This window comes from Streptomyces venezuelae (assembly GCF_008642375.1).
GTDB lineage: Bacteria > Actinomycetota > Actinomycetes > Streptomycetales > Streptomycetaceae > Streptomyces > Streptomyces venezuelae_G.
Map to the genome: position 1 here is coordinate 4,101,781 of NZ_CP029194.1, position 25,698 is coordinate 4,127,478.

Consider the following 25,698-nt stretch of genomic DNA (forward strand, 5'->3'; position numbering starts at 1 on the left):
GACAGGCCCTAAGGAGCGGCTGCCTCCGGGGTCTCCGCCTCCGGGGTCTCCGCCTCCCGTGCCGTCGGCTCCGCGAGGCGGCCCCCGCGGGCGAGGAGGGCCACCGCCCCCGCGCACACCAGGCCCACCGCGCACAGCGCCAGCCACGGCACCGCCGACCACCCGGTGACGTCGAGCAGCGCGCCCGTCGCCAGGTTCCCCACGGTGATCCCGATCCCGCAGACCGTGTTGTAGAGCCCGTAGTGGGTGGCCACCCAGCGCCCCCGGGACAGGGCGACGACGGTGTCCATCTCGTACGGGTAGAGCACGGCGTTCGCCACGGCCAGGACCGCCGCGCACAGCAGCAGCCCCGCCACGCCCCGGCCCAGGGCCGCCGGGACCAGGAAGGCACCGCCCATCAGCGCGAGCCCGAGGACCAGGCACCGCTCACGGTCGAGGCGGCGCCGGCACCAGGCCGTGATCCGCAGCTGCCCGGCGAGCGCGACGAGCGCCGAGACGACGAACAGCGCCGTCGTGAGCCCCGTGCCCTCCGCCGCGAGCGGCAGCGCCAGATAGACCTGGAAGGACAGCACGTACGAGCCGGTCATGGCGAGCGAGAAGAGCCAGAACGTGCGGTGCGAGAGGACCGTGCGGAACTGCCCCCGCCCGTCCTTCCCCGCCGAGAGGGCGTCCCCGCCCCTGACGGGCAGATGCCGGAGCTGTACGAGGGTCAGACCGGCGAACAGGACCGCCGCCACCGTGCACGTCAGCCGGAACGACACCCCGGTGAGCGCCACCCCGACGAGCGGCCCGAGCAGGATGCCGGCCTGGTAGTAGGCGTTGAACAGCGCGAAGGCCTGCACCCGCCGCTCCTCTCCGGCCTCCGCCGCGAGGCAGGCCCGGACCGCGGGGTTGAACAGCGCCCCCGCGAGCCCGGTCGCGAGCGAGGCGGCGATCAGCATCGGCAGCGACTGCGCGAAGGCGAGCGCCCCGAAGCCGACCGTCCGCAGCGCGCAGCCCGCCACGATGAGCGGCTTGAAACCGAGCCGGTCGGCGAGCGCCCCGCCGACCAGGAACATGCCCTGCTGGGAGAGGTTCCGGGCGCCGAGGACGAGGCCGACCGCCCAGGCGGCCATGCCGAGCCCGTCCGCGAGGTGCGCGGCCAGGAACGGCATCAGCATGTAGAAGCCGAGGTTGATGGTGAGCTGGTTGAGGAAGAGCAGCCGGACGGCCGGGTCGAAGGTGCGGCTCTGCTTCCAGATGCCCCCGCGGGGAGGCGCCGTCGTGGTCACTTGGCCCGCTCCAGGACCCGGCGGGTCCAGCCGTCGACGGGCGTGTCCGCCTCGTACGCGACCGGGTCCTCCCGCACCGGCCCGTCGAGGAGGCCGTGCGCCGCGCAGAACTCGTCGTTGAAGACGGTGTCGAAGTACCGCTGCGGCCCGTCGGGGAAGACGGCCGCGATCCGTGTCCCGCGCGGCCGGGTCCGGGCCAGCCAGCCGGCGACGAGCGCGACCGCGCCCACGCTCCAGCCACCGGTGGCGAACTGACGCGAGGCCAGCCGCCGGGCCGCCCGTACCGCCTCGGCGGGAGCCACCCAGTGCACCTCGTCGAAGGCCCCGTGATCCACGTTGGCCGGGTGGATGGAGGAGCCGAGGCCGCGCATCAGCCGGTCCCCGGCGGGGAGGCCGAAGACCGTGGAGCCGACCGAGTCCACGCCGACCAGCTCCAGGGCGGGGCTGCCGGTGGCGCGCAGCGCGCGGGAGATCCCGGCCGAGTGGCCACCGGTGCCGACCGCGCAGACGAGGACGTCGATGCGGTCGAGCTGCTCGGACAGCTCGGCGGCGAGGCCGGTGTAGGCGTCGCAGTTGTCGGGGTTCCCGTACTGGTTGGGCCACCAGGCCCCGTCGAGCCGCAGGAGCAGGTCGGCGACCAGGTCCATCCTGGCCTGCTGCCAGCCGCCCTGCGGGCTGGGCTCGGCGGCGACGTGGACCCGGGCGCCGTGGGCGACGAGCATCCGCTCGACGATCGGTTCGAGGCCGGGGTCGGTGACGACGTGCACGGGGTGGCCGTGGAGGACACCCGCGAGGGCGAGCCCGAGGCCGAGCGTCCCGGAGGACGACTCGACGATCGGCGCGCCGGGCCGCAGCTCACCGCGGCGGCGGGCCTGCTCGACCATGTAGAGGGCGGCGCGGTCCTTGATGCCGCCGAAGTTGAAGCCTTCGAGCTTGGCCCAGTAGCCGTCGTCCGTCCAGAGGACGGGGGTGTTGCCGACGGTCTGTACGGCGATGGGCAGGGTGTTGCCGAACAGGCGACTGTTCATGGTGTCTACGTCCTTGAGGTGGTACGCCGAAAGGAACCTGGTCACGCGGGTGAGTGCGGGACCCGGCTCAGTTCCGGTCCACTCCGAGGGCGATCAGCAGACGGCCCGGCTCGGGGCCGGGTCCCGCCCTGCCCCGGACGCAGCGCGCGCGGGGGTCGGTACGGAGGTCCGCCGGGTACGAGGACGGGGTCACGGCCGCGCCGGCATCGGGCGCGGCGAACTGCGGGGCGGTGGTCTGCGCGGGCAGGTGGGCGTCGAAGGACCACACCTCCTCGGACCCCTCGCAGCCGTGCGGCAGGGCGGGGGCGGAGACGGTCACGGCGCCGGAGGAGGGCAGGGCGTGCCCGTTCCCTCCGTGGCAGACGCTCATCAGGAGGGCGAGGAGCGCGAGCAGGACGAGGACGGCGGGCGCCCGCCTTCGCACGTCACTCACACACTCGTCACTCATGGTGCGCGTGAGACTACGGTGGGATTTCGCGCCCCGGCAAAGCGACGGGCGCGGTTTTGGCCACCGTTTACTTCCGACTACTTCCGAGCACTTCCGGCGCGGTGGTTACAGGTTCCGCTCCGCGTAGACGGCCATCGCGTCCCGGACGAGGACCGCGGTCCCCTCGCCGTGCTTGTCGTAGTTCGCGGTGAAGCGCGGGTCGTCGACGTACATGCGGCCGAGTCCGATCACGTACTCCCTGGTCGGGGTCGTGGTGGCCGACAGCCATGCGATCTGGCGCCGCGCGATCGCCTGCACCTCGTCGCTGCCGGCCGTCAGCCCGTCCCGTACCGCCTGCGCGAAGTCGCGGGCGATGCCGGTCTGCTCGTCCAGGAACGCCTTCTTCCCCTCGGCGTCGAGCGAGCGCCACCAGCGGTCGCCCTGCTCGTACGCCGCGCGGCCCCAGCGCTCGGTGACCTCCTGCTCGTACCGCGTGTGGTCGAAGCCGTCGAAGACTTCCTCTGCCATGAGCTCTTCTCCCTTCTCGGTCTTGTGGAGAGTGGTGCGGACGGCCTCGATCTGCCGGCCGATGCGCTCCCGCTCCTGCTCCAGGAGGAGCAGATGGGTGCGCAGCGCGGCGGACGGGTCGCGCTGTCCTTTCAGGACCTCGGCGATCGCGGGCAGTGAGAGCCCCAGCTCGCGCAGCAGCAGGATGCGCTGCAGACGCACGAGCGCCGCCTGGTCGTAGTACCGGTAACCGTTCGCGCCGATCCGGCTCGGCTCCAGCAGGCCCCGCTCGCCGTAGTGGCGGAGGGTGCGGCTGGTGGTGCCGGCCTTCTTGGCGATCTCCTGGATCGACCACTCCATGCCGACAACGCTAAATCTTGACGTCGCGTCAAGGTCAAGCCGACCTGCGCGGCCGCGGGCGCGGGGGAAACGACGAAGGCCCGGATCCGATCGAAATCGGATCCGGGCCTTCGTTGCTACTGAGTAGCGGGGACAGGATTTGAACCTGCGACCTCTGGGTTATGAGCCCAGCGAGCTACCGAGCTGCTCCACCCCGCGTCGGTAAACACGACTCTACGTCATGACCGGCGCAATCGTGAAATCGGTTTCTCAGCAGCCGCAGTCGTCGGAGTCCACCGGCGCCGTGAGCGGGTCCGCGGCCTTCTCCGCGGGCCCTTCCCAGGTCTCGTAGGCGAAGCCCTCGCGCACCCAGTACTCGAAGCCGCCGAGCATCTCCTTCACCTGGAAGCCCAGCTCGGCGAGGGCCAGCGCGGCGCGCGTGGCGCCGTTGCAGCCGGGGCCCCAGCAGTACGTGACGACCGGCACGGACTTGTCGAGCAGCTGCTCGGCCTGCTCGGGGATGAGCGCGGTCGGCAGGTGGAGCGCGCCGGGGACGTGGCCCTGGTCCCAGGAGGCGGTGGAGCGCGAGTCGATCACGACGAAGCCCGGGTCCGTGCCCTCGGCGGTCGCGGTGGCCAGCGCGGAGGCCACGTCGGAGACGTCGGCGTGGAAGGCGAGGCTGGCGGAGAAGTAGGCGGCAGCAGCGGCGGGAGAGGCCGGCGGGGTGCGGAGCACGGGGTTGACCTGCGTCGTTGTCGTCGTCATGGTGATCAATCTACGGACGAAGATCATCGTGCTGAAGTGCGGATCCACGGCGCTCGGGGGCCACGGCCGGGGAATCCCGGGCGTTCGCCACAGGGCGGCGGGGATCTCACGTGACAAGACCGTTCGGGCCCGCTCGGCCGCCGCAGTTCGTGTCACATCGGCAGGGTTCCATCCGTCATGAAGGCATGACGGAGGCGAAGGGGGAGATCGACGCGTGAACGGCGAGCTGAACCACGACGGGCCGAACGACGGCGGGCAGAACCGCAGCGGACTGACCGACGGCGGGCGCGGCCGCTCCAAGGAGGAGCTGGCCCGGCGGTTCGAGGCCGACCGCGGGCACCTGCGGGCCGTGGCCTACCGGATGCTCGGCTCGCTGAGCGAGGCGGAGGACGCCGTCCAGGAGGCCTGGTTCAAGCTCAGCCGCGCCGACGTCAGCGCGGTGGAGAACCTCAGCGGCTGGCTGACCACGGTCGTCGGCCGCGTCTGCCTCGACATGCTGCGCTCCCGCGGCTCGCGCCGCGAGGACCCGCTGGAGTACTTCGTCCCCGACCCGGTCGTCACCGTCCTGGACGCCACGAACCCCGAGCACACGGCGGAGCTCACCGAGTCCGTCGGCCTCGCGCTCCTCGTCGTCCTGGAGACGCTGTCGCCGGCCGAGCGGCTCGCCTTCGTCCTGCACGACATGTTCGCCGTCTCCTTCGACGAGATCGCGCGGATCGTGGACCGCACCCCGGCCGCGACCCGCCAGCTCGCCAGCCGGGCCCGCCGCCGGGTCCAGGACGCCACCCCCGCCCCGGGCCCGGACGCCCGGCGCCGGCGGGAGATCGCCGACGCCTTCCTCGCCGCCGCGAACGGCGGCGACTTCGAGGGCCTGCTCGCGGTCCTCGACCCCGACGTGGTGCTGCGGGCGGACGGCGGCAGGATCCTCGCGGCCGCCTCCAAGGTGGTGCGGGGCGCCGAGGCCGTCATCTCGCAGGCGCTCATGTACGCCAAGTTCAAGCAGGCGTCGCTGCCGGTCCTGGCCAACGGCGCGCCCGCCTTCGTCGCGGTCGTGGACGGCCGCCCGACCGTGCTCATGTCGTTCACGATCTCCGGGGACCGGATCGTCGGCCTCGAGATCCTGGCGGACCCGGAGCGGCTCGCCACGCTCGGCCTCTCGGACGAGGACCTGGCCCGCGCGACGTTCTGAGAGTTCCGGTGGTTCTCGCCGAAAGAACAACCGCTTCAGCGGCGGCTCCCGAGCCGCGGGCCCGGATCCGGGCCCGCGGCTCGGGCGTTCACGCGAACTGCCCGACCGTCAGTTCCAGCGCAGCAGGAACGTCATGTGGCGCGGCGCGTCGGCGGGCTCCTCCACGTCGGCGATCTTCACCGGCTCGCCGCCGGGGACGAAGTCGGCGCGGAACAGTCCCGTCTTGCCGTTCTCGCCCTCGGAGAGGAACGCGAAGCTCTTGCCGTCCGGGGCGAGGACCGGGTCCGAGTTGGAGCGGTCGTTCGCCGGGATCAGCTCCTCGGTCTTCACGACCTTCTTGTAGTCGGCCGAGAAGGTGATCTGCCGGAACTCGTCACAGACCAGGGTGGTGGCGTCCCGCCAGAAGACCGGCTGGCAGCCGAGCTCCGGGGCGTCGAGGCCCGCCGTCCCGATCGATTCCAGGAAGTCGCCCGCGCCGACGCGGCCCTCGGCCGCGACGCGTGCGAGCCACATGCCGTTCATCGTGCCCCCGGCCACGATCCCCCCGTCCGGGGCGGCCACGTAGTCGCCGTCATCGGTGGCCAGCACGGTCGTCGCGGTGGGCCCGTCCTGCTTCATCAGATCGCCGAGCTTCTCGTAGGCGACCCTCTCCTCGGACGCCAGGCCCGCCTTCGGGTCGCGGGAGGCGACGTCGTCGCTGGACTGGAAGTCGTGCTCCCCCATGTCGTACCAGAGCCGGCCGGTGACCGGGTGGAAGGCCACCCCCCGGTTCTTCGGGCGCTTGCTGAAGGCGTCCGGGTCGGGGGCGCCGACCTCCTTGCCGGTGGCGACGTCCCAGGCGCCGGCCCGCGACATGCCCTTCATGCCGGCGACGAGCGTGTAGTCCTTGTTGAAGGCGAGGGCGACCTGGTGCTGCGGACCCCCGCTCTCGCTGGTGGGGCAGCCACGCGCCGGCTCCACGCCGTTCGGCAGGACGGTGCTGCGCGTGGCCACGATCGAGCCGTCCTTGAGGGAGAGTGACTCCACGGTCAGCGCGTAGTCCCACCCTCCGCCGCCATACTCGATCTTGTGACAGAAGGAGAGGGTGACGGTGTTCGGCTGCGCCAGCGACGCCGTCTTGACGTCGCCGCCCCCGGCCTCACCCTTCCCGCCCCCGCCGCCGCCGGAACCGGAACTTCCGATCGTGGCCGGGTCCGTGCCTCCGCCGCAGGCGGCGAGCAGCAGCGCGGCACTCGCCGCGAGTCCGGCCCTGGCGATACGTCGTCCCATGTCAGAAACCCCCGTGCAGATCGCGGCGCCGGGTCGGACCCGGCCTCACAGTCGAACTCGGGGAACACCCACCGCCGTTGACAGTGTGTTATCAACAAGCTGAAGCAGACGATCATTAAAACAGGCGGATCGGCGCTACCGAATCCGGTGCCCTCGGAGGCCGGGGGCGGGCCCGGGGCCGGGGTCGAGCCTGGGCCCGGGGCGAGCCCGGGGCCGGGGCGAGCCTGCGGCCGGGGCGAGCCCGCGGCCGGGGGCCTGACGCACGAACCGGGCCGCCGCCGCTCTCACTTCTCCCTGGCGGTCACCCAGCTCACGGCCACCAGGGAGACCGCGGCGCTCGCGACGCCGAGCACCGCGCCCGCGGCGACGTCCCCCGGGTAGTGCACCCCGGTGTGCACCCGGGAGTAGCCCACGGCCCCCGCCAGCGCCCCGAGGGGCACACCGGCGCCGGGCAGCACCGATCCCACGGCGGCGGCGAAGGCGACCGCCGACGCGGTGTGCCCGGACGGGAACGAGGCCGAGTCGGGCATCGGAACGTGCCGGCTCACGGCCACCCGGGCCGCCTCCCGGTCCGGCCGCTGCCTGCGGACGAGCCGCTTGCCCAGCAGATTGGCCGTCGCCGAGGCCACAGCGATCGCCCCGGCGCCCGCGATCGCCGCTCGGCGGGGGCGGCCGGGGACGAGGGCGAGCGCGGCGGCGACGGCGAACGAGAGCTTGGAGTGGTTCGCCGCGGTGGAGAGGCGGCGCAGCGCCGTGTCGAGCGTGGGCGTGGGCGTGGCGGCGACGGCCGCGTACACGGCGCCGTCGACGGCCCGGACGTCGCGCAGGACCGCCCGGATGGTCTCGGGTCCCACCGTCTCCGCTGTCATGTCCGTCATGCGCCGCTCCTTCGGAAGGTTCAGGGGGTCAAGAGGTATAGGGGGTACGTGAGGTAGGGGAGGTACGGGGGGTGTCGAAGGCGAGCTTGGTGATCCGCCGCCAGTCGAGCGGCGGCAGGGGAGGCACGATCCCCGGCCGGTCGCGGGGCACGAGGACCCGCAGCGCGGCGGGGCGGAGCGTGCACACCACCGGGGTGGGCAGGGTCAGGGCCTCGCCGTCCACGGCGACCGAGATGGTGCCGGAGGCGGCGGTGCCGCGGGAGCTTCCCGGGTTCCCCACGATTTCGACCCTACGAGCCGTCAGAACGTTCAGGCCGGCCGCCTGGGTTCCCCGGACGGCCAGCTCGGCGGCCTGCGCGGCGCCGTCCACCCGGATGCCGATCACCCCGAGCTCGCCCCGGTCGAGGCGCGGCCGGTGGGCGGAGTAGACGCCGAAGGGGTCGGGCGCGGAGTAGGCGTTGTTGCTGACGAGGAGCGCCTGCTGCGCCGGGAGCCGGACGGTGTCGACGATCGCGTCGAGGCGCGGGCCCTCACCGCCCTGGAGCAGGTCGGGCAGGACCTCGACCGCGGTCTCGGCCTTCGCGTCGCGGTACTCGGGGCGCTGGACGACGTCCGCGTACACCCCGAAGGAGACGGTGTTGACGAAGGGGCGCCCGTCGACCGAGCCGAGGTCGACCCGGAGCTCCTCGCCGTCGGTCAGCGCCTTCAGGCAGTTCGCCGGGTCGGTGCGGTCGAGGCCGAGGTCCATGGCGAAGTGGTTGCGGGTGCCCGCCGAGACGACGAGGAACGGCAGGTCGTGCTCGGCCGCCACCGCGGCGACCAGCGCCTGGGTGCCGTCGCCGCCGGCCACCCCGAGGAGGTCCGCGCCGTCGGCCACGGCCTTCCGGGCGAGCGCGGTGACATCGGACTGCACGGACGGGTCGAGCAGCACGACCCGGGCGCCCAGGGCCTCCGCGCGGGCCACGAGCCCGAAGCGGCCGACCTTCCCGCCCCCGGACTTCGGGTTCATGATCAGGACGGGCTGCCGGGGACGGGCGGCGGGGGTGCCCCGCATCACCGCTTCCCACTCCCGGTCGGGGCGGCGCAGCGCCGTCCGCGCGCAGCCGAGCGCCACGCCCCAGAGCGCGAGGGCCACCAGCGCGTTGCCCCAGACACCGCCGACGACGAAGAGGACGAGGACGCCGATCGGCGCGCCGACGGCGACCACCGCGCCGGCCACGCGCGGCAGCCCGCGGTGGGCGAGGAACCACCAGACGCCCATGGCCGCGGCGGCGAACCCCACGAGCCCCGCCAGCAGGATCAGCAGCCCGCCCGTCAGCGCGGTCAGGAGCGCCACGATCGCGGCGGCCGCCGCCGCCAGCGCACAACGGGCCAGTCGCCGGGCCGCCTCCCCCGGATCACCCCAACCGCTCGCCGTCACCGGCCCCACCTCCGTACCGCCCTGCTCCGGATCCACATTCCCCCACGGTCCCTCACCCTGCGCCCCGGCACGGCCCGTTCGGAGGAAAAAGATCTTCGATCTGTCAGGGGTGTACGCCCTCACGGACGCGGGCCGGGACCCGGAAGGTTGCCCGGGCCCGTGCTCAGGCCCAGTCCGGCGAGGGCGGCCCTCCCTGCGGCGGCGTGCTCGCCACCGGCGAGGAGCAGGGTGCGGGCCGCCTGGTAGCGGCCGCCGGCCGCGTCGAACGCCCGCGCCGCGGCGAGGAGCCGCTGCGGGTCGCCGCCGTCGAGCAGCGCCTCCGCCCGGTCCAGCTGGGCGGTGGCGACGGGGTTGCCGGTGACGACGGTCCGGGCGGCGGCCGTCCGGGCCCGGGCGTCCGGGTGCCCCGCGAGCACGGAGGCCTCGGCCCTGAGGGCCACGTACCAGTGCAGCCAGATCCAGGTGACCCACTTCCAGACCTGCTCCGGCTCCGGCGCGACCCGGTCGAGGGCCCCGGCGGCGTCCCCGTCGTGGAGCAGGACCAGGGCGTCGAGGATCGCGCCGTAGCCGTGGCGGTACTCCTCCGAGGTGCCCGCGCGGTCGACGATCGCGAGCCACTCCGCCCGGGCGGCGAGGTCGCCGCGCAGGCCGTGCACCATGGCGACCGAGGCGGCGGCGGGGCCGAGCGAGAACGACTGCTGACGGCCGCTGCGCTCCCAGGCGTCGAGGAACCGCCCGCTGCCGGTGAGCACCTCGTCGACCCGGCCGGCGAACGCGTCGGCGACCAGGAGCCAGGACGTGGCGTGGTGGCCCACCTCGGCGAGGATCGGATGCCCGGCGAGCTCCCCGCCCCACCGGCGGGCCTCCGCCAGCCGCCCCGCACCGAGGGCGGTGCCTGAGGCCATGGCGAGGGCGTCGAGGAGTTCGTGGGTACTGGCGGGGGCCGGCGGCAGGGGAGCGAGCAGGTCGATCCGGCGGCGCGCCGCGGCTGCGGCGGCGAAGGTGTCACCGGCCCAGCTCCGGGCTCCGGAGAGCGCGTCGAGAGCGGCGGACTCCGCCACGGGGTCGCCCGCGAGCCGGGCGAGCGCGACGGCCCGCTCGGCCAGGGCGATCGTCTCCTCCACGGTGTTGTCCGTCTCCCCCTGGACGGCACCGAACGCATCGGCGACGACGGCGGCCTCGGCGAGCGCGACGGCGGCGACGGCGGGGGTGGCGGCATCAGGGAGCGCGGCAGCGGGGGGAGCGGTGTCGGGGAGGACGGCGGAAGCGGTGTCACCCGTCCCCGACAGCTCCCCGGCCTCCGCGAGGAGGGCCTTCGCCTCCTCCGGTGCCGGGACTCGGGCGAACTCGCTGGAGAAGCGGTACGCGACCGTGGCGGCGGTCGCCAGGTCGTGGGCCGTTCCGGGAAGGTCGCCGGCGCGGCGGGCGGCCTCCGCGGCGGCCCGGTGCAGGCGGAACATGTCGTCGCCCAGCCGGCGGCACCCGGCCACCGCGGCGGCGAGCCGCAAGGACTCCGCGGCCTCGGCATCCGCACCGGCCAGCACGGCGGCCTGCTCGTACCGCTCCTGCGCCTCGCCCAGCAGGTTGCGGGTGAAGGCCGACTCCGCCAGGGCCAGGGCGAGCCGGTGGGCCTCCGCGCGCAGCTCCGGCCGCTCGGCGGCCCAGGCGAGGGCGGCCCTGAGGTCCTCGGCCACGGCGTCGAAACGGGCGCGCCAGTCCGCGCCCCCGGTGTCCAGGAGCCCCGTCGCCCCGGCCAGGCACCACGCCGTGTGACGCGTACGGACGACTGCCGACTCGTCGGCCTCGGTGAGCCGTTCGGCGCCGTACTGCCGGATGGTCTCCAGCGCCTGGTAGCGGGTGCCGGCGGCGGACGGCGTCACGGTGAGCAGGCTCTGCTCGGCCAGCCGGCCGAGGCCGTCGGCGACCTCGCCGGGCTCCAGCGGTTCAAAGCCCGCGACCTCCGCCGCCGCCCCGGCGGTGAAGGGCAGCACGAAGACCGACACCCGGCGCAGCAGGGCCCGGTCCGCCGGTTCCAGCAGGTCGTGGCTCCAGTCGAGGACCGCCCGCACCGACCGGTGCCGGTCCGCGGCGCGCGGCCCGCCGGCCAGGATCCTCAACTGGTCGGAGAGCCCGGCCACGAGCCCGTCGAGGCCGAGCGTGGGCCAGCGCGCCGCCGCCAGTTCGATGGCCAGGGCCATGCCGTCGAGCCGCTCGCAGAGGGCCACGACCGTGTCCCGTACCGCCGGATCCGGCGACGGCAGACCGACCGCCGCCGCCCGCTCCAGGAACAGCGCCACGGCCTCCGACTCCCCGCCCCCGGCCCGCGACAGCGGCGGCACGGGGAAGACCCGCTCGAACGGCACCATCAGCCGGGCCCGGCTCGTCACGAGCACCCGTACGCGCGGGCAGGCCGCGAGCAGCCGCTCCAGGAAGGGCGCGACCCCGTCGCGTATCTGCTCGCAGTTGTCCCAGACCAGCAGTGCCTGACGGTCCGCCAGCGCGGCGAACACCGACTCGTCGACCCCGCGCCCGGGCTGCTCGCCCACCCCGACGGCCTCCGCGACGGCCGCGCCCACCCGGCCCGGATCGGTGACCGGGGCCAGGTCGACGAACCACACCCCGTCGGCGAAGTCGCCGGCCAGCTCCGCGGCGACGGCCAGCGCGAGCCGGGTCTTCCCGACACCGCCCGGTCCGACCGCGGTGACCTGGCGGTACGCCTTCAGCGCCTCCATCAGTTCCCCGCGCTCCCGCACCCGGCCGACGAACGCCGTCAGCGGGGCGGGCAGGACGGGCACCGGCATGCCGACGGACGCCGGCGCGTCGACGGGCGCCGCCTCGGCCGCGCGCCGGGACAGCGCCCGCCGGTCCGGCACCGCCAGCTTGCGGAGCAGCGAGGAGACGTGCGACTCGACGGTCCGCACGGAGATGAACAACCGCGCGGAGATCTCCGCGTTGCTGAGGTGTTCCCCGAGGAGCGCGAGCACCTCGGCTTCCCGGGACGAGATCGCTGGAGTCGACACCGGCTCATTATCGGCCGGTGCGCGGCGACTTGCGGGGTCCGTCCGCAGTCCGATCCGTGCGGGACTCCGTACCGGACTCCGTGCCGCACTCCGTGGTGCGTTCCGTGGTGCGTTCCGTGGTCACCACGGAGGCGGACTCCGGCCCGCTGGCGGAGAGTGGAACCACAACGAACGACACCGAACGACACGACCCACAGGAGCGACCACCATGACCGGTACGACCACCACCCAGGGCATCAAGACCGTGCTGCACCCCGTCTCCGACCTCGCCAAGGCCAAGGCCGTGTACGCCGCCCTCCTCGGCGTCGAACCGCAGATCGACCAGCCCTACTACGTCGCCTTCGAGGCCGAGGGCCAGCACATCGGGCTGCTGCCTGGCGGCGGCCCGCAGGGCCTGACCTCCTCGCTCGCCTACTGGCACGTGCCGGACATCGAGGCGAAGATCGCCGAGATGACCGCCGCGGGCGCCACCGTGAAGGACGCGCCGCAGGACGTCGGCGGCGGCCGACTCGTCGCCACGGTCGTCGACCTCGACGGCAACCACCTCGGCCTCATCCAGGACAGCTGAGCCCGGCCGATGACCACCACCGCCGCCGCGCCCCGCTCCCGCGCCCAGCGCCGCCACGACACCGAGCAGCGGCTCGCCCACGACGTCGACGTCTGGGTGGCCACCGCCTCACCGGACGGCGTCCCGTACCTTGTACCGCTCTCCTTCGACTGGGACGGCGAGGCCGTGCTCGTCTCCACCCCGGCGAACAGCCCGACCGGCCGGAACATGGCCGCCACCCGGCGCGTCCGCCTGGGCCTCGGCCTCACCCGAGACGTGTCGATGATCGACGGCACGGTCGAGGTCCTGGAGATCGACGCGCTGCCGCGGGAACGGGGTGACCGCTTCGCCGAACGCACCGGCTTCGACCCGCGCGCCGAGCCGAACTCGTACCGCTGGTTCCGCATCACCCCGCACCGCATACAGGCCTGGCGCGAGGCCAACGAACTCCAGGGCCGCGAACTCCTGCGCGCCGGACGCCCGGTGATCTGACGCCCCGGTATCGCAGGACACACCGCCCCGCGGGACACCTCACCCCGGTGCCCCGCGGGCGGCCGCGCCCCCCGTCCCGCACTCCCGGGCCCCGCAAAATCCCCCGAGGCCGAGGCCGCTTCTCCCGTAGCTTGACTGCTCGGGAACCGACCCGGGAAAGCAGGCGATTCGATCACCATGAACAACGGCCGGACAGCGCTGACCATGCAGGACGCCATCCTCACCCTGCAGGAGTACTGGAGCGACAACGGTTGCATGATCACGCAGCCGCTGAACACGGAGGTGGGAGCCGGCACCGCCAACCCCTCCACGGCGCTGCGCGTGATCGGTCCCGAGCCCTGGAGCGTCGCCTACGTCGAGCCGAGCGTCCGGCCCGACGACTCGCGCTACGGCGAGAACCCGAACCGGCTCCAGATGCACACCCAGTTCCAGGTCATCCTCAAGCCCGACCCGGGCAACCCGCAGGAGCTGTACCTGGGCAGCCTCCAGGCCCTCGGCATCGACCTCGACGCCCACGACGTGCGCTTCGTCGAGGACAACTGGGCCTCCCCGGCGCTCGGCGCCTGGGGACTCGGCTGGGAGGTCTGGCTGGACGGCATGGAGATCACCCAGTTCACGTACTTCCAGCAGGTCGGCGGGGTCACCCTCTCCCCCGTCTCCGTGGAGATCACGTACGGCCTCGAACGCATCCTGATGAACCTCCAGGGCGTGTCCCACTTCAAGGACATCGCCTACGCGCCGGGCATCACCTACGGCGAGGTGTTCGGGCAGAACGAGTACGAGATGAGCCGCCACCACCTCGACGACGCCGACGTCGGGACCCACCACGGGCTCTTCGAGGCGTACGCCTCCGAGGCGCGGCGCATGCTCGACCTGGAGCTGCCCATCCCCGCGTACACCTACGTGCTCAAGTGCAGCCACACCTTCAACGTGCTCGACGCGCGCGGCGCGCTCAGCACCACCGAGCGCGCCAAGGCCTTCTCGCTGATGCGCGGGCTCACCCACGAGTCGGCCAAGCTGTGGGGGCAGCGCCGCGCCGCGCTTGAGCACCCCCTCGGCACGGCCGCCGCCCCGGCCCCGGCCGTCCGGGCCGAGCTGCCCACCGTGCCCGGCACCGAGACGCTGCTGTTCGAGATCGGTGTGGAGGAGCTGCCGTACGCCGACGTCCGCGCGACGACCGACGCGGTACGCGAGGCGATCACCGCCAAGCTCGCCGCCACCCGGCTGACGCACGGCCCGGTCACCGCCATGGCCACACCGCGCCGGGTCGTGGTGACGGTCGAGAGCGTCGAGCCGCAGGAGCCGGACACCGTCAGGACCGTGCGCGGTCCCAAGGCCGCCGCCGCCTACCGGGACGGCGCCCCCACCCCCGCCCTGCTCGGCTTCGCCCGCGGCCAGGGCGTCGACCCGGCGGAGCTGGAGATCCTCGACGTCGACGGCGTCGACTACATCGGGCTGACCCGCGAGGCGCCCGGCCGCACGGCCGTCGAGGTGCTCAGCGAGCTCCTCGCCGAGGTCGTCTCCGAGCTCCGCGCGGGCCGCAACATGCGGTGGAACGACCCGTCCCTGTCGTTCTCCCGGCCGGTCCGCTGGCTGCTCGCCCTCCTCGGCGACACGCCCCTGCCGGTCGCCGTGTCCTCGCTCGCGTCGGGCACCACGACCCGCGTCCACCGCACGGCCCCCGAGCCGGTCGTCCCGGTGACGTCCGCCGAGGGCTATGCCGGCTTCCTCGCGGAGCACGGCATCCTGCTCGACCGGGAGGCCCGGCGCGACACGGTGGTGCGCGGCGCCCACGCGTCGGCGGCGGAGGTCGGCGGCGTGGTCGACGTGACCGGCGAGGCCGCACTGATCGACGAGATCACCGACATCGTGGAGTACCCGCGCCCGGTCCTCGGCTCCTTCGACGAGGGCTACCTCGACCTGCCGCCGAGCATCCTGACGACCGTGATGCGCAAGCACCAGCGCTATCTGCCGGTGCTCGGCGGCGACGGCCGCCTCCTGCCGCACTTCCTCACCTTCGCCAACGGCACCTGCGACGAGGACGTGGTGCGGGCCGGCAACGAGGCGGTCCTGCGGGCCCGTTACGAGGACGCCGCCTTCTTCTGGCGCGCCGACCTGAAGGTCGCCCCGGAGGAGTTCCGCGGCCGGCTCGACAAGCTGACCTTCGAGGAGCGGCTCGGCACGGTCGCCGACCGCGCCGAGCGCATCGCCGCCCTCGCCGCCCACCTGGCCGGACGTACGGGCCTCGCGCCGGAGACGGCCGACACCGTGCGCCGGGCCGGTGAACTGGCCAAGTTCGACCTGGCGTCGCAGATGGTCGTCGAGTTCTCGAGCCTGGCCGGTGTGATGGCCGAGGAGTACGCGCTGCGCGCCGGCGAGCCCGCGCGGGTCGCGCGCGCCCTGGCCGAGATGGAGCTGCCGCGCTCCTCGGGCGGCGCCCTGCCGGCCGGCGACGCGGGTGTCGTCCTGTCGCTCGCCGACCGCTTCGACCTGGTGACGGGCATGTTCGTGATCGGCGCCGCGCCGACGGGCAGCTCCGACCCGTACGGGGTGCGCAGGGCCGCCATCGGCCTCCTCAACGTCCTCCGCAGCGTGCCCTCCGTCGCCGGCCTGCGGGTCAGCGACGGACTGCGCGCGGCGGCCGACCGCTACGCCGCCCAAGGCGTCGAGGTGCCCGCCGAGCGGCTCGCCGAGGCGGCCGAGCTGATCACCCGCCGCTACGAGCAGCAGCTCGCGGACGCGGGCCACGAGCACCGCCTCGTCCAGGCCGTCCTGCCGTGGGCCGACCGCCCCGCCCAGGGCGACCGCACGCTGGCCGCGCTGGAGCGCCACATCGCCACGACCGCGTTCGCCGACCTGACGGCCGCGCTCCAGCGGGTGCTCCGTATCCTCCCGAAGGACGTGGCCCCGGGGGACCAGTCCCTCCTGACCGCGCCCGCCGAACTCCGCCTCGCCCAGGCCGCCGAAGCCGTCCGCGCGTCCCTGACCGGCCGTGAGGACGACCTCGACGCCCTGACCGAGGCCTCCGCCCCGCTGGTCGCCGCGGTCGACGCCTTCTTCGACGACGTCCTGGTCATGGACCCCGACCCCGCCCTCCGCGCCGCCCGCCTGTCGCTCCTGGACGACGTGGCCGCCCTGACCCGCCCGGTCCTGAACTGGAGCGCCCTGTAGGCCCACGCGCCCCCAACGGAAGGGCCCCCGCCGACACGAGGTCGGCGGGGGCCCTTCCGGTGAAGCCTTCGGTAGGCCGTGTGGGACTCGAACCCACAACCAATGGATTAAAAGTCCACTGCTCTGCCAATTGAGCTAACGGCCCGTGCACAAGCACACCCGAGCAGCATAGCCCGAGAGCCCCCCGGAACCGATCGGGTATCCGACAGAGGCGCGGCACGCGCCGCGCCTCCCCTCGGACATCCGTCAGGTCAGTGGAGGCTCCTGAAGGCGTTCCAGCCGCCGCCGATCAGGATGCGCGAGCCGTACGGGCCGCGGCAGGTGCCGTCGTAGTCGTAGAGCCGGCCCGACGTGTCCCGGGCGACCAGGTCCGCGCAGCCGTCGCCGGAGATGTCGCCCACCCCCACCAGCGAGGTGTAGACGCCCCAGCCGCTGCCGACGCGCACCCGCGCGGTCACGCCGCCGGTCGTCGTGGCGTAGTACCGCCACAGCACGCCCGCCGCGTCCACGCCCAGGAGGTCGCCGCGCCCGTCGCCGTTGAGGTCTCCGGCACCGACGACCTTCTTGTACAGCTTCCAGTTGGTGCCGATCCGGACGCGGGGCTTCACGCGGTGGTCGGCCGTACCGGCGTAGAAGTACATGTCGCCCGTCGACGTCTGGCGCGCGATCAGATCGGTGAACCCGTCACCGTTCGCGTCGCCGGGGGACGTCAGGACGTCGTACTGACCCCAGCCCGAGCCGATCGACGTGTACGGCGAGGACGCCGAGACGACCTTCCCGCACCCGGGCCGGTAGGCCCGCAGCTGGTCCCCGACCCGCACGAGCACGTCCGCGCACCCGTCGGCGTTCACGTCGCCGAACGGCACCAGGACGGACGCCGTCGGGAACTTCGCCCCGGTGCCCGCGATCCGCGCCGACAGACCGCTGTACCCGGTGCCCTTGTACATCGACACGAGCCCGGTCGTGTCCATCACCAGGAGGTCGCCCTGCGTGTCGTTCCCGGCCATGTCGCGCCAGGACGGCTGGCCGCCGGAGACCGTGACCGGGCCGGTCAGCGACAGGTCGCTGCCCTGCCCGTCCGCCGTGTTCGCCTGGAGGTGCCAGGTGTACCGGCCGTTCGTGACGGGCTTCCCCGCCGCCGTCCTGCCGTCCCAGGAGACGTCGATACGGCTCCGGGTCTCGCCGCCCCCGTAGGCACGGACCGGGTTCCCGGAGAGGTCGCGCACCGTCAGCTGCCAGTACGACGAGGGCTTGGACAGCGTCCAGTACGCCTTCCAGCCGTCCTGGATCCGCATGCTCGCCGGCACCTTCGACGAGGCGGCGGTGAGGCTGGAGGTGGGGACGCCGGGCCACACCACGTGGACGAGGTGCTCGCGGTCCTTGTAGGCGACGGCCCCGCCGAAGCGGTCGACGGTCCAGTACTCGCGGCGGGAGCCGCGCACGGGCTCGGAGTCGACGAGCCTGCGCACCGCGGGCTTGCCGTTGGTGACCTTGGTGAGATCGGTGAGCCGGAGGTACGCGTCGGGGTCCCGGTCGACGACGTAGCCGTCGCCCAGCAGGGTGTCGGCGGACATCTCCGGAGCCAACCTCAGCTTCGTGTTCGTCCTGAGGTCGACCACTCCCTGCTGGGTCCGCCCGCACGACCAGTACAGCCAGCGACCCGCGGAAGCCTGGAGCTCCGTCGGGACGCACGCCGTCCCGGTCGTGACCTTGCCGAGCTGACCGCCGGTGGCCAGGTCGGTCCGCGCCACCTCGCCCGCCGTGGCCGTGCCCGCGTACAGGGTGTCGCCCCAGAGGGCCACCGGCGCCGCGGACACCTTGTTGCTGACGACGCTCTGCGCGTCGAGATCCACGACGATCGTCTTGCCGCGGCCCTGGAAGACCGCCCGCTTGCCGAAGACGTCGACGATTTTTCCGTCCGTCTCACCGGTGGACACCCGGCGCACCTGGCCGTCGGACGTACGGGAGGTGACCTCCCACGGCTTGAAATCGTCCTGGGCCAGATAGACCGTACGGCCGTCACCGCTGTCGAGGAGCGGCGTGCTGGTCTTCAGCCGCTTCGTCTCGGCGCCCGCCCACACCGGCTGCGGATGACCGGTGTGCACCGGCCCCACCGGCAGTGGCGTCCGTCCGTAGAAGCCGCTGCCCATCCTGGTGTCCGACTCCAGCGTGGAGAGCCGGCCCGCGCCGAGGGCGAGCGAGCGCACCTCGGCGGGCAGCGGCTCCACACGGCTCAGCTTCTCCAGGAGCGGCGCGCCGCCGTCCTTCGCCGGGACGGCCTTGAAGGCGGACCAGTCGGAGGAGGACGTACCGCCGACGACGGCGGCACCCCCGCCCGCGATCTGGGTGAGCTCCGCCTCGGCCTTCTCCAGGAGCGTCTTCGTCCGCCCGTCGGGGTGCAGCGCGACGAGCCGCCGCTTCAGGGAGGCGTCGGCTCCGGAGGCCTCGCCCAGGGCGAGGACCCAGTCGCCGACGAGGGCGACACGGGCGGTGCTCAGGCCCTCGGGGAGGGTGATCGTCTGCTCGGCGCCGGTCAGGGCCGCACGCTGCCGCACGTGCACGGTGCGGTTCTTGTCGATCCAGGCGATCCGCTCGGGGCTCACGGCGACCGGCGCGAAGAGGGCGGTCCCGGTCGGGGTGGGGGCCGGGATCACGGTCATCTGCCCGGTGCGCAGGTCGACCACGCCGAGGTCGGAGTAGCCGTACGCGGCCGGTTCGCCGGAGCGGCCGAAGCGGAGCACGGCGACGGAGTCGTCGCCGGCCACGAGCGGCGCCGTGTCCAGGTAGGCGCCCTCGGGCCAGCCGGTGACGGGCGTGCGGGCCCCGTTCGGGTCGGCGGCGCTCACCAGGTAGTAGCCGGTGGTCGTGGAGGAGCCCTCGGCGGAGGCGCGCTGCTGGAAGAGCAGCGTGGAGCCGAGCAGCCCTCGGTAGCTCGCGTTTTCCGGCATGTCGAACGACTGCTCGGTGCCGGACTCCAGGTCGCGGACGGCGTGGACGCCGATGCCGCGCTCGACGTACAGGTGGCGCCCGCCGGTGCCGGACTCGGCGAACGGCATGGCCGCCGACGTCCCGTATCCCAGCGGCACGCTCTTCGCGGGGTCGGTGAGGTCCGTCCACTCCAGCTGCCCGTCGGGATGGTCGGGGTCCTCCGTCTCGTGCACGTAGCCCGTGGGGCCGGCCGCGGTGACGGTCACCTGCCGGGGCACGGCCCGCCAGTTCGGCGCGATGTCGAGCTGGTCGACGCCGACGATCGGCGACGCCTCGGCCACCACGGCGGGCGAGAGGCCGACGGCCGAGGCGAGGAGCGTGGTGGCGAGGACGGCGATACGCGCGCGGGGGCGCCGCACGCGTGCGAAACGAGACAAAGAGAGGTCCCTCCCCGGGGCAACCTGATGATCGGCTGAGCGTATCCGGTCGAACAGCGGTCCGAGAGGGCGATACGGGTCGGTGCGACGGGACAGGGCCCGTACCAGCACCGAAGTGCTCGTACGGGCCCTGCTGTGTCAGGTCACTCGACCTCAGCCGTTGCGCTTCCAGCGCGGCTTGTCGTCGCGACGGCCGAAGGAGCCGCCGGTCGAACCGGTCGAACCGGTGCCACGGTGGTCGTCACGGCGGCCGAACGGGCGGTCGCCGCCACCGGAGCGGAAGCCGCCGGCGGGACGGTCGTCACGACGGTCGCGGTTGAACGGACGGTCGCTGCCGCGGTGGCCGCCGACCGGACGGTCGTTGTCACGACGCTCGAAGGAGCGGCCGCCACGGTCGTCACGGTTGAAGCCGCCCGACGGACGGTCGTCACGGCGGAAACCACCGGAGGACGGACGGTCGTTGTCGCGACGGAAGCCGCCACGGTCGCCACCGCGGTCGTCACGGTTGAAGCCACCCGACGGACGGTCGTCGCGACGGAAGCCGCCGGACGGACGGTCGTTGTCACGACGCTCGAAAGAACGGCCGCCACGGTCGTCACGGTTGAAGCCGCCCGACGGACGGTCGTCACGACGGAAACCACCGGAGGACGGACGGTCGTTGTCGCGACGGAAGCCGCCACGGTCGCCACCGCGGTCGTCACGGTTGAAGCCACCCGACGGACGGTCGTCGCGACGGAAGCCGCCGGACGGACGGTCGTTGTCACGACGGAAGCCACCGGACGGGCGGTCGTCGCGGCGGAAGCCGCCACGGTCGCCACCGCGGTCGCCGCCACGGTCACGGCGCTCGTAGTTGCCGCGCTCGTCGCGGAACGCCGGGCGCTCCTCACGACGCTGCTCCTCGGCGCGAGCGGCAGCGCGCTCGGCCTCGACGGCGGCAGCCGCGACCTCGGCCTCGGCGGCCTCGGTCACCTCGGCGACAGCGGCCTCGGGGTCCTCGCCACGCTCACGGGCGGCGCGGGCCACCAGACGGTCGGCCTCCTCGCGGAGCTCGACCGCACGGCGCTGGAGGCGCTCCAGCTGCTTGGTCAGGTCGACGACCTCGCGCTCGGCCTGCTTGGCCGAGTTGTTCGCGGAGTCGGCCTGGACCTCGGTCAGCGAACGGGCGCCGGTGATCTCGGCGACCTCGGGGTCGAAGGCGCCGGCACCGCCGACGAGGTGGCGCGAGGCGTCGACGCCCGCGTCCTCCATCAGGCGGAAGATCTGACGGCGCTGGTGCGGCAGGGCCAGGGAGACCACGACACCGGAGCGGCCGGCACGGGCGGTACGGCCCGAGCGGTGCAGGTAGTCCTTGTGGTCGCCGGCCGGGTCCACGTTGAGGACCAGGTCGATGCCGTCGACGTGGATGCCTCGGGCGGCGACGTCGGTCGCCACGAGGGCGTTGACGTAACCCTTCTTGAAGTCTTCCAGGACGCGGGTACGGGCGCCCTGCGTCATGCCGCCGTGCAGCGCGTCGGCCTTCACGCCGGAGTCGCAGAGCTGCTCGGCGATGCGGTCGGCGCCCAGCTGGGTGCGGACGAAGATGATCGTGCGGCCCTTGCGGGCGGCGATCGCCGCGGTGACCGGGGCCTTGTCCTTCGGCTTCACGACGAGGACGTGGTGGGTCATGGTCGTGACGTTGCCCTGCGCGCTGTCGACCTCGTGCGTGACGGGGTCGGTCAGGTAGCGCTTGACCAGGGTGCCGATCTCGTTCTCCATGGTGGCGGAGAAGAGCATGCGCTGGCCGCCGCCGGGGATCTGGTCGAGCAGCTCGGTGACCTCGGGCAGGAAGCCCAGGTCGGCCATCTGGTCGGCCTCGTCGAGGACGGCGATCTTGACCTGCTCCAGGGAGCAGGCGCCGCGGTTGATGATGTCGCGCAGACGGCCCGGGGTGGCGACGAGGACGTCGACGCCGCGCTCCAGGGCGTAGATCTGGTTGCCCATCGACGTACCGCCGCAGACGACCTTCATCTTGAGGCCGAGCACGTCGCCGTACGGCTGGAGGGCGTCCGCGACCTGCATCGCGAGCTCACGCGTCGGCGTGAGGATGATGCCGCGGGGCTTCTTCTTCTCGGTGTGACCGTCGGCCAGGCCGGCGAGCAGCGGGAGACCGAAGGAGAGGGTCTTGCCGGAGCCGGTACGGCCACGGCCGAGGATGTCCTTGCCGGCCAGGGCGTCCGGGATGGTCGCCGCCTGGATCGGGAAGGGGGTCGTCACGCCGTTCTGCGCGAGCTTGCGCACGACGCCCTCGGGCAGACCGAGGTCGCCGAAGGTGATGGTGGGCTCGGCGGGCTCCTCGACGGAGTCGTCCGCGTCGGTGTCGATGTCGTCGGTGTCGACGGCGTCGATGATGTCGTCGGCCTCGATGACGGCCGCCTCGACGGTCTCGGTGGCCTCTACGGCCTCGACGATCTCGTCGTTCTCGGGCATGACGGCGTGGTCAGAACTGAAAATGGACATGCGAAATGCGAAACCTTCCGGAGTCTCGGCACGCGCCCGTCAACTCCGTGAATTCGCAAATCGACCGCCTCAATGCGGTCAGCCACGGCTAGGGAGAGTACGCGCCACACGGCGCTCTTCTGTGTCGGCGCCGGGCAATGGGATCAAACGATCTACCACCATACGCACCCTCCCCCACCTATGGCAAACCGGACTACGTCACACCGGCCCGACCTGCGGTGATGCGGACGGCTCCGAAGGCGCTCCCGGCCCGTCCGCAGCCCGCATCGCACCCAGCTGGGTCTCGGGTCCCGGGGTCGGCGGATCGGTCGGATTCGAGGTCGGCTCCGGCGTCGGCTCCGGAGTGGGCTCCGGGGTCGGCTCCGGCGTCGGAGGCTCGGTCGGGTTCGGCGTCGGCTCCGGCGTCGGCGTCACCCCGCCGCCCCCCGGGCCACCGGCCCCGCCGCCGTTGTCACCACTCCCCGCGCCGCCGTCCCCGCCGCCGCTGCCCCCGCTCCCGCCACTGCCCGCACCGCCCCCGCTGCCGCCGCTCCCGCCGTTCCCACCGCTCCCGCCGTCGACAGGGCCCCCGCCCGAGCCCTGACCGCCGCCCGCGGCGGCGCCACCGGCTCCGCCCCCCGCGCCCCCGGGCTTCGTGGCGCCATCGATGCCGGCAGGGCCCGTCGAGGGCAGCGACGCGCCCGGCGAAGGCTTCGCGGAGCCCGTCGGCGAACCGCTCGGCACCGGGGACTTCCCGCCGCCGTCCGCCTCGGGCCCGCCCTTCTCCGAGCTGCCGTTCCAGGAGCCGCCACCGCCGTCCTGGAGCCCGCCGCCCGCGGCGGCCTCGGCCGCCACACCGCGCTTCCCCCCGGACGCGCCGGGCGCCGGCTTCGCCCCCTCGTCACTCACACTCATACAGCCGCTCAGACCGGCGCAGGCCGCGACGGCCAGCGCCGCGGCGACCCATCGCACGCGGGCGGGCAAACGGGTGGGCAAATGGCGCACGGGGGCACCTCCAGGACACAACAGGCAGGGAAGGAACGCGTCACCCTGCCCAACTCCCTTGACGCCGCAAGGGACACGCCCCGGCTCAGCCGTAGCCCAGCGCGTGCAGCCGCTCGTCGTCGATGCCGAAGTGGTGGGCGATCTCGTGCACCACCGTGATCTCGGTCTCCGCGACCACGTCCTCCCGCGACTCGCACATCCGCAGCGTCGGCCCCCGGTAGATCGTGATCCGGTCCGGCAGCACCCCGGCGTACCACTCACCGCGCTCGGTCAGCGGCGTCCCCTCGTACAGCCCGAGCAGCTCGGGATCGTCCGGGGCGGGCTCGTCCTCCACGAACACCGCGACGTTGTCCATCAGCCGGGCGAGTTCCGGTGGAATCCGGTCCAGGGCCTCGGCGACAAGTTCCTCGAACTCCTCGCGCGTCATCTCCAGCACGCGCCCATTGTCCCCCCGTCAGGGGGACTCGCCGGGGGTCGGCGGAAACCGTTTTGGCGATCCCGGCCGACATCCCATATGCTTCTCACGTCCCCGACGCGCTGCGAAGCGCCCCGGCGGGCCCTTAGCCCTCATCGTCTAGTGGCCCAGGACGCCGCCCTTTCAAGGCGGTAGCACGGGTTCGAATCCCGTTGGGGGTACGCATTACCGTGTGCGAGACTTGTCTCGCACATTGCAAGGTCCTGTGGAGCAGTTGGTTAGCTCGCCACCCTGTCAAGGTGGAGGTCGCGGGTTCAAGTCCCGTCAGGATCGCTGAGGCTGGAAACAGTCTCGTGGCTGGGTAGCTCAGTTGGTACGAGCGATCGCCTGAAAAGCGATAGGTCGCCGGTTCGACCCCGGCCCCAGCCACAAAGAGAAGGGCCCCGTTCGAAAGAACGGGGCCCTTCTTCGTTCCACGTGAAACAGAAAGGAAGAAGGAGGGCGGTACGGGGAAGGGGCCCGCGCCCCTTCCCCGCGTACGGTCACGCCTCCTCGCGCTCCCGCGTACGGCTCCCCCGGCGGCCCCGCAGCGCGAGTGCCACCGCCACCACGGCCACCACCGCGACGAGCAGCGCCCAGTCCGGCACCGCGCGCCCCAGCTCGGCCACCCGCTCCTCCACCGCGAACGACTCGTCCACCGAGAGCAGCCCCGGCAGCGCGGTCGTCCCGTCGAAGACCAGGAAGAGCGTGCCGAGGGCGATGAAGAACAGGCCCGAGAGGACCGAGGTCGAGTGGAGCGTGAGGGGGCCGACCCGGAGCGGCCGGCCGCGCAGCCAGCGCCGCCGGCCCAGGTCGTACCGCTCCCAGAGCAGCGCGAGGACGAAGAGCGGGACCGCCATGCCCAGCGCGTACACGGCGAGGAGCAGCCCGCCGTAGGCCGGGCTGCCGCTCAGCGCCGCCACCGTCAGGACGCTGCCCAGGATCGGGCCCGCGCAGAAGCCCGCGAGGCCGTAGACCAGGCCGAGGGCGTAGACGGAGAGCGCCGAGGTGGGCCTGATCCGGCCGCTCGCCTCGGCGATGCGGCGGGAGGCGAAGCCCAGGCCGAGGAGCTGGGCGACGCCGAGCGCGACGATCAGCCAGCCGCCGACGGTCACCAGGAGGTCGCGGTTGCCGTAGAAGAACCGGCCCGCGAAGGAACCGGCCGCGCCCAGCGGGACGAGGGTGGTGGCCAGGCCCGCGTAGAGGATGCCGGTCCTGGCCACCAGCTTCGCGCGCGTGTCGATCGAGTACGCGAAGAAGGCGGGCAGGAGCAGGGCGCTGCACGGGCTGAGGAGGGCGAGCAGGCCGCCGAGGAACGCGGCGAAGTACCCGATGCCGGAGGTCACCGCTTGTCCTTCGCGGCGGCGCTCTTCGCCGCCGCCTCGATGGCCTCGGTGAAGGTCTCCAGGGGCTGCGCGCCCGCGATCGGTCGGCCGTTGATCAGGAAGGACGGGGTGGAGGTGGCGCCGAGCGAGTACCCCTGCTCCTGGTCCTTCTTGACCGCCGCACGGGCCGCCGTCCCGTCGGCGTCCTTCGCGAACCGGGCCGCGTCGGGGACGCCGGCCTCCTTCGCGAGGGCCGCGAGCCGGTCCTTCCCGAAGCCCTTCTCCTTGGCCCCCTCGGCGTACGCGGCCCGGTGGAACTCCCAGAACCGGCCCTGCTGCCCGGCCGCCCAGGAGGCGCGGGCGACGGCCTCCGACTCCTCGCCGAAGATCGGGAAGTTCCGCCACTCGATGCGCAGGACGCCCTTGTCCACGTACTTCTTCACGAGGACCGGCTCCGTGTCCCGGGCGAACTTCCCGCAGTAGCCGCACTTGAAATCGGCGTACTCGATGAGGACGACGGGCGCGTCGGCCCGGCCCAGGGCGAGCTTGTCGGAGGCGTCGCGGCGGGCGTACGCCTCCAGCTCGGGGTAGACGCCGGCGGACGGGTCGGCGGAGACCTCGGCGACGGCGGACGAGCCGCCCGCGCCGCCGCCGGAGGACGGCGCGGTGGCGGTGTACGAGACGACGCCGAGCAGTACGGCGGCGGCCGCCACCCCGGAGACGATCACGATCGGCTTGGACTTGGACATGC

The 25,698-nt window shown here is 73.3% G+C and carries 19 protein-coding genes and 5 tRNA genes; 7 read left to right on the plus strand and 17 right to left on the minus strand.

All coding sequences use genetic code 11. The features are described 5' to 3' along the window. Nucleotides 1-8: 8 nt before the first annotated feature. The 6 genes from DEJ46_RS18640 to DEJ46_RS18665 all read right to left on the minus strand — a co-directional run bounded on the left by DEJ46_RS18640 (nucleotide 9) and on the right by DEJ46_RS18665 (nucleotide 4,337). The gene (locus DEJ46_RS18640) at nucleotides 9-1,271 is read right to left on the minus strand and encodes an MFS transporter (RefSeq protein WP_150267918.1); all 1,263 of its coding nucleotides are present in this window, start codon (nucleotides 1,269-1,271) and stop codon (nucleotides 9-11) included. Further along, nucleotides 1,268-2,299, minus strand: coding sequence for a PLP-dependent cysteine synthase family protein (locus DEJ46_RS18645; protein WP_150267920.1), 1,032 nt, complete (start codon nucleotides 2,297-2,299; stop codon nucleotides 1,268-1,270). Before DEJ46_RS18645 ends, DEJ46_RS18640 begins: the two co-directional genes overlap by 4 nt. Before the next feature lie 67 nt (nucleotides 2,300-2,366). Then, nucleotides 2,367-2,732 (minus strand): hypothetical protein, encoded by a 366-nt coding sequence (locus DEJ46_RS18650; RefSeq protein ID WP_150267922.1) that lies wholly within the window; start codon nucleotides 2,730-2,732, stop codon nucleotides 2,367-2,369. A 120-nt stretch (nucleotides 2,733-2,852) separates the two neighbouring features. Further along, nucleotides 2,853-3,593 carry a MerR family transcriptional regulator gene (locus DEJ46_RS18655; protein WP_150267924.1) on the minus strand — a complete coding sequence of 247 codons (741 nt, stop codon included), beginning with the start codon at nucleotides 3,591-3,593 and terminating at the stop codon, nucleotides 2,853-2,855. A gap of 124 nt (nucleotides 3,594-3,717) precedes the next feature. Continuing rightward, nucleotides 3,718-3,791, minus strand: a tRNA-Met gene (locus DEJ46_RS18660). Between the two features lie 51 nt (nucleotides 3,792-3,842). Continuing rightward, nucleotides 3,843-4,337, minus strand: a complete 495-nt coding sequence (locus DEJ46_RS18665) for a rhodanese-like domain-containing protein (RefSeq protein WP_189508567.1) — start codon at nucleotides 4,335-4,337, stop codon at nucleotides 3,843-3,845. Between the two features lie 271 nt (nucleotides 4,338-4,608). On the opposite strand from DEJ46_RS18665, the gene sigJ reads away from it, so the two are divergent. Further along, nucleotides 4,609-5,526: an RNA polymerase sigma factor SigJ gene (sigJ, locus tag DEJ46_RS18670; protein ID WP_223835478.1), complete on the plus strand. Its 918-nt coding sequence runs from the start codon at nucleotides 4,609-4,611 to the stop codon at nucleotides 5,524-5,526. A gap of 108 nt (nucleotides 5,527-5,634) precedes the next feature. Here the strand turns inward: sigJ and DEJ46_RS18675 are convergent, their stop codons facing one another. The 4 genes from DEJ46_RS18675 to DEJ46_RS18690 all read right to left on the minus strand — a co-directional run bounded on the left by DEJ46_RS18675 (nucleotide 5,635) and on the right by DEJ46_RS18690 (nucleotide 12,113). Continuing rightward, nucleotides 5,635-6,795 carry a PD40 domain-containing protein gene (locus DEJ46_RS18675; RefSeq protein ID WP_150267926.1) on the minus strand — a complete coding sequence of 387 codons (1,161 nt, stop codon included), beginning with the start codon at nucleotides 6,793-6,795 and terminating at the stop codon, nucleotides 5,635-5,637. 284 nt (nucleotides 6,796-7,079) lie between these two features. Then, the gene (locus DEJ46_RS18680) at nucleotides 7,080-7,664 is read right to left on the minus strand and encodes a phosphatase PAP2 family protein (RefSeq protein WP_411757828.1); all 585 of its coding nucleotides are present in this window, start codon (nucleotides 7,662-7,664) and stop codon (nucleotides 7,080-7,082) included. A 37-nt stretch (nucleotides 7,665-7,701) separates the two neighbouring features. After that, the gene (locus DEJ46_RS18685; protein WP_150267929.1) at nucleotides 7,702-9,093 is read right to left on the minus strand and encodes a diacylglycerol/lipid kinase family protein; all 1,392 of its coding nucleotides are present in this window, start codon (nucleotides 9,091-9,093) and stop codon (nucleotides 7,702-7,704) included. Between the two features lie 119 nt (nucleotides 9,094-9,212). Beyond that, complete coding sequence (locus DEJ46_RS18690; protein WP_150267931.1) at nucleotides 9,213-12,113, minus strand: ATP-binding protein; 2,901 nt, start codon at nucleotides 12,111-12,113, stop codon at nucleotides 9,213-9,215. 208 nt (nucleotides 12,114-12,321) lie between these two features. Here DEJ46_RS18690 and DEJ46_RS18695 point away from each other — a divergent pair, with 208 nt between their 5' ends. From DEJ46_RS18695 to DEJ46_RS18705, 3 genes are all read left to right on the plus strand, one after another. Beyond that, complete coding sequence (locus DEJ46_RS18695) at nucleotides 12,322-12,681, plus strand: VOC family protein (RefSeq protein ID WP_150267933.1); 360 nt, start codon at nucleotides 12,322-12,324, stop codon at nucleotides 12,679-12,681. A 9-nt stretch (nucleotides 12,682-12,690) separates the two neighbouring features. Further along, the gene (locus tag DEJ46_RS18700) at nucleotides 12,691-13,152 is read left to right on the plus strand and encodes a pyridoxamine 5'-phosphate oxidase family protein (RefSeq protein WP_150267935.1); all 462 of its coding nucleotides are present in this window, start codon (nucleotides 12,691-12,693) and stop codon (nucleotides 13,150-13,152) included. 177 nt (nucleotides 13,153-13,329) lie between these two features. Beyond that, nucleotides 13,330-16,323, plus strand: coding sequence for a glycine--tRNA ligase (locus tag DEJ46_RS18705; RefSeq protein ID WP_150267937.1), 2,994 nt, complete (start codon nucleotides 13,330-13,332; stop codon nucleotides 16,321-16,323). Between the two features lie 72 nt (nucleotides 16,324-16,395). Here the strand turns inward: DEJ46_RS18705 and DEJ46_RS18710 are convergent. The 5 genes from DEJ46_RS18710 to DEJ46_RS18730 all read right to left on the minus strand — a co-directional run bounded on the left by DEJ46_RS18710 (nucleotide 16,396) and on the right by DEJ46_RS18730 (nucleotide 23,604). Next, nucleotides 16,396-16,468: transfer RNA gene (locus DEJ46_RS18710), tRNA-Lys, on the minus strand. A 106-nt stretch (nucleotides 16,469-16,574) separates the two neighbouring features. Beyond that, nucleotides 16,575-19,670, minus strand: coding sequence for an FG-GAP-like repeat-containing protein (locus DEJ46_RS18715; RefSeq protein WP_150267939.1), 3,096 nt, complete (start codon nucleotides 19,668-19,670; stop codon nucleotides 16,575-16,577). 171 nt (nucleotides 19,671-19,841) lie between these two features. Next, nucleotides 19,842-22,184, minus strand: a complete 2,343-nt coding sequence (locus DEJ46_RS18720; RefSeq protein ID WP_150267941.1) for a DEAD/DEAH box helicase — start codon at nucleotides 22,182-22,184, stop codon at nucleotides 19,842-19,844. Between the two features lie 198 nt (nucleotides 22,185-22,382). Next, a complete protein-coding gene (locus DEJ46_RS39195) occupies nucleotides 22,383-23,135 on the minus strand; it encodes a hypothetical protein (RefSeq protein ID WP_190622742.1) in 753 nt (250 codons plus the stop codon). Nucleotides 23,136-23,253: 118 nt separating this feature from the next. After that, nucleotides 23,254-23,604: a metallopeptidase family protein gene (locus DEJ46_RS18730; RefSeq protein WP_055642303.1), complete on the minus strand. Its 351-nt coding sequence runs from the start codon at nucleotides 23,602-23,604 to the stop codon at nucleotides 23,254-23,256. Between the two features lie 127 nt (nucleotides 23,605-23,731). On the opposite strand from DEJ46_RS18730, the gene DEJ46_RS18735 reads away from it, so the two are divergent. From DEJ46_RS18735 to DEJ46_RS18745, 3 genes are all read left to right on the plus strand, one after another. Continuing rightward, nucleotides 23,732-23,804 (plus strand) — tRNA-Glu (locus DEJ46_RS18735). A gap of 38 nt (nucleotides 23,805-23,842) precedes the next feature. Beyond that, nucleotides 23,843-23,916: transfer RNA gene (locus tag DEJ46_RS18740), tRNA-Asp, on the plus strand. A 22-nt stretch (nucleotides 23,917-23,938) separates the two neighbouring features. Then, nucleotides 23,939-24,012: transfer RNA gene (locus DEJ46_RS18745), tRNA-Phe, on the plus strand. Nucleotides 24,013-24,125: 113 nt separating this feature from the next. Here the strand turns inward: DEJ46_RS18745 and DEJ46_RS18750 are convergent. After that, the gene (locus DEJ46_RS18750) at nucleotides 24,126-24,968 is read right to left on the minus strand and encodes a cytochrome c biogenesis CcdA family protein (RefSeq protein WP_150267942.1); all 843 of its coding nucleotides are present in this window, start codon (nucleotides 24,966-24,968) and stop codon (nucleotides 24,126-24,128) included. Then, entirely contained in the window at nucleotides 24,965-25,696 is a 732-nt protein-coding gene (locus tag DEJ46_RS18755; RefSeq protein WP_150267944.1) for a DsbA family protein, read from the minus strand. The genes DEJ46_RS18750 and DEJ46_RS18755 overlap by 4 nt, the downstream gene beginning before the upstream one ends. Nucleotides 25,697-25,698: the final 2 nt, after the last annotated feature.

Excerpts from the sequence above, each read along its gene's own strand:
- DEJ46_RS18720 (WP_150267941.1), bottom strand. The coding sequence starts at position 22,184 with ATGTCCATTTTCAGTTCTGACCACGCCGTCATGCCCGAGAACGACGAG.
- DEJ46_RS18655 (WP_150267924.1), bottom strand. The coding sequence starts at position 3,593 with ATGGAGTGGTCGATCCAGGAGATCGCCAAGAAGGCCGGCACCACCAGC.
- DEJ46_RS18665 (WP_189508567.1), bottom strand. The coding sequence starts at position 4,337 with ATGACGACGACAACGACGCAGGTCAACCCCGTGCTCCGCACCCCGCCG.
- DEJ46_RS18675 (WP_150267926.1), bottom strand. The coding sequence starts at position 6,795 with ATGGGACGACGTATCGCCAGGGCCGGACTCGCGGCGAGTGCCGCGCTG.
- DEJ46_RS18695 (WP_150267933.1), top strand. The coding sequence starts at position 12,322 with ATGACCGGTACGACCACCACCCAGGGCATCAAGACCGTGCTGCACCCC.
- DEJ46_RS18755 (WP_150267944.1), bottom strand. The coding sequence starts at position 25,696 with ATGTCCAAGTCCAAGCCGATCGTGATCGTCTCCGGGGTGGCGGCCGCC.
- DEJ46_RS18700 (WP_150267935.1), top strand. The coding sequence starts at position 12,691 with ATGACCACCACCGCCGCCGCGCCCCGCTCCCGCGCCCAGCGCCGCCAC.
- DEJ46_RS18680 (WP_411757828.1), bottom strand. The coding sequence starts at position 7,664 with ATGACAGCGGAGACGGTGGGACCCGAGACCATCCGGGCGGTCCTGCGC.
- DEJ46_RS18705 (WP_150267937.1), top strand. The coding sequence starts at position 13,330 with ATGAACAACGGCCGGACAGCGCTGACCATGCAGGACGCCATCCTCACC.
- DEJ46_RS18645 (WP_150267920.1), bottom strand. The coding sequence starts at position 2,299 with ATGAACAGTCGCCTGTTCGGCAACACCCTGCCCATCGCCGTACAGACC.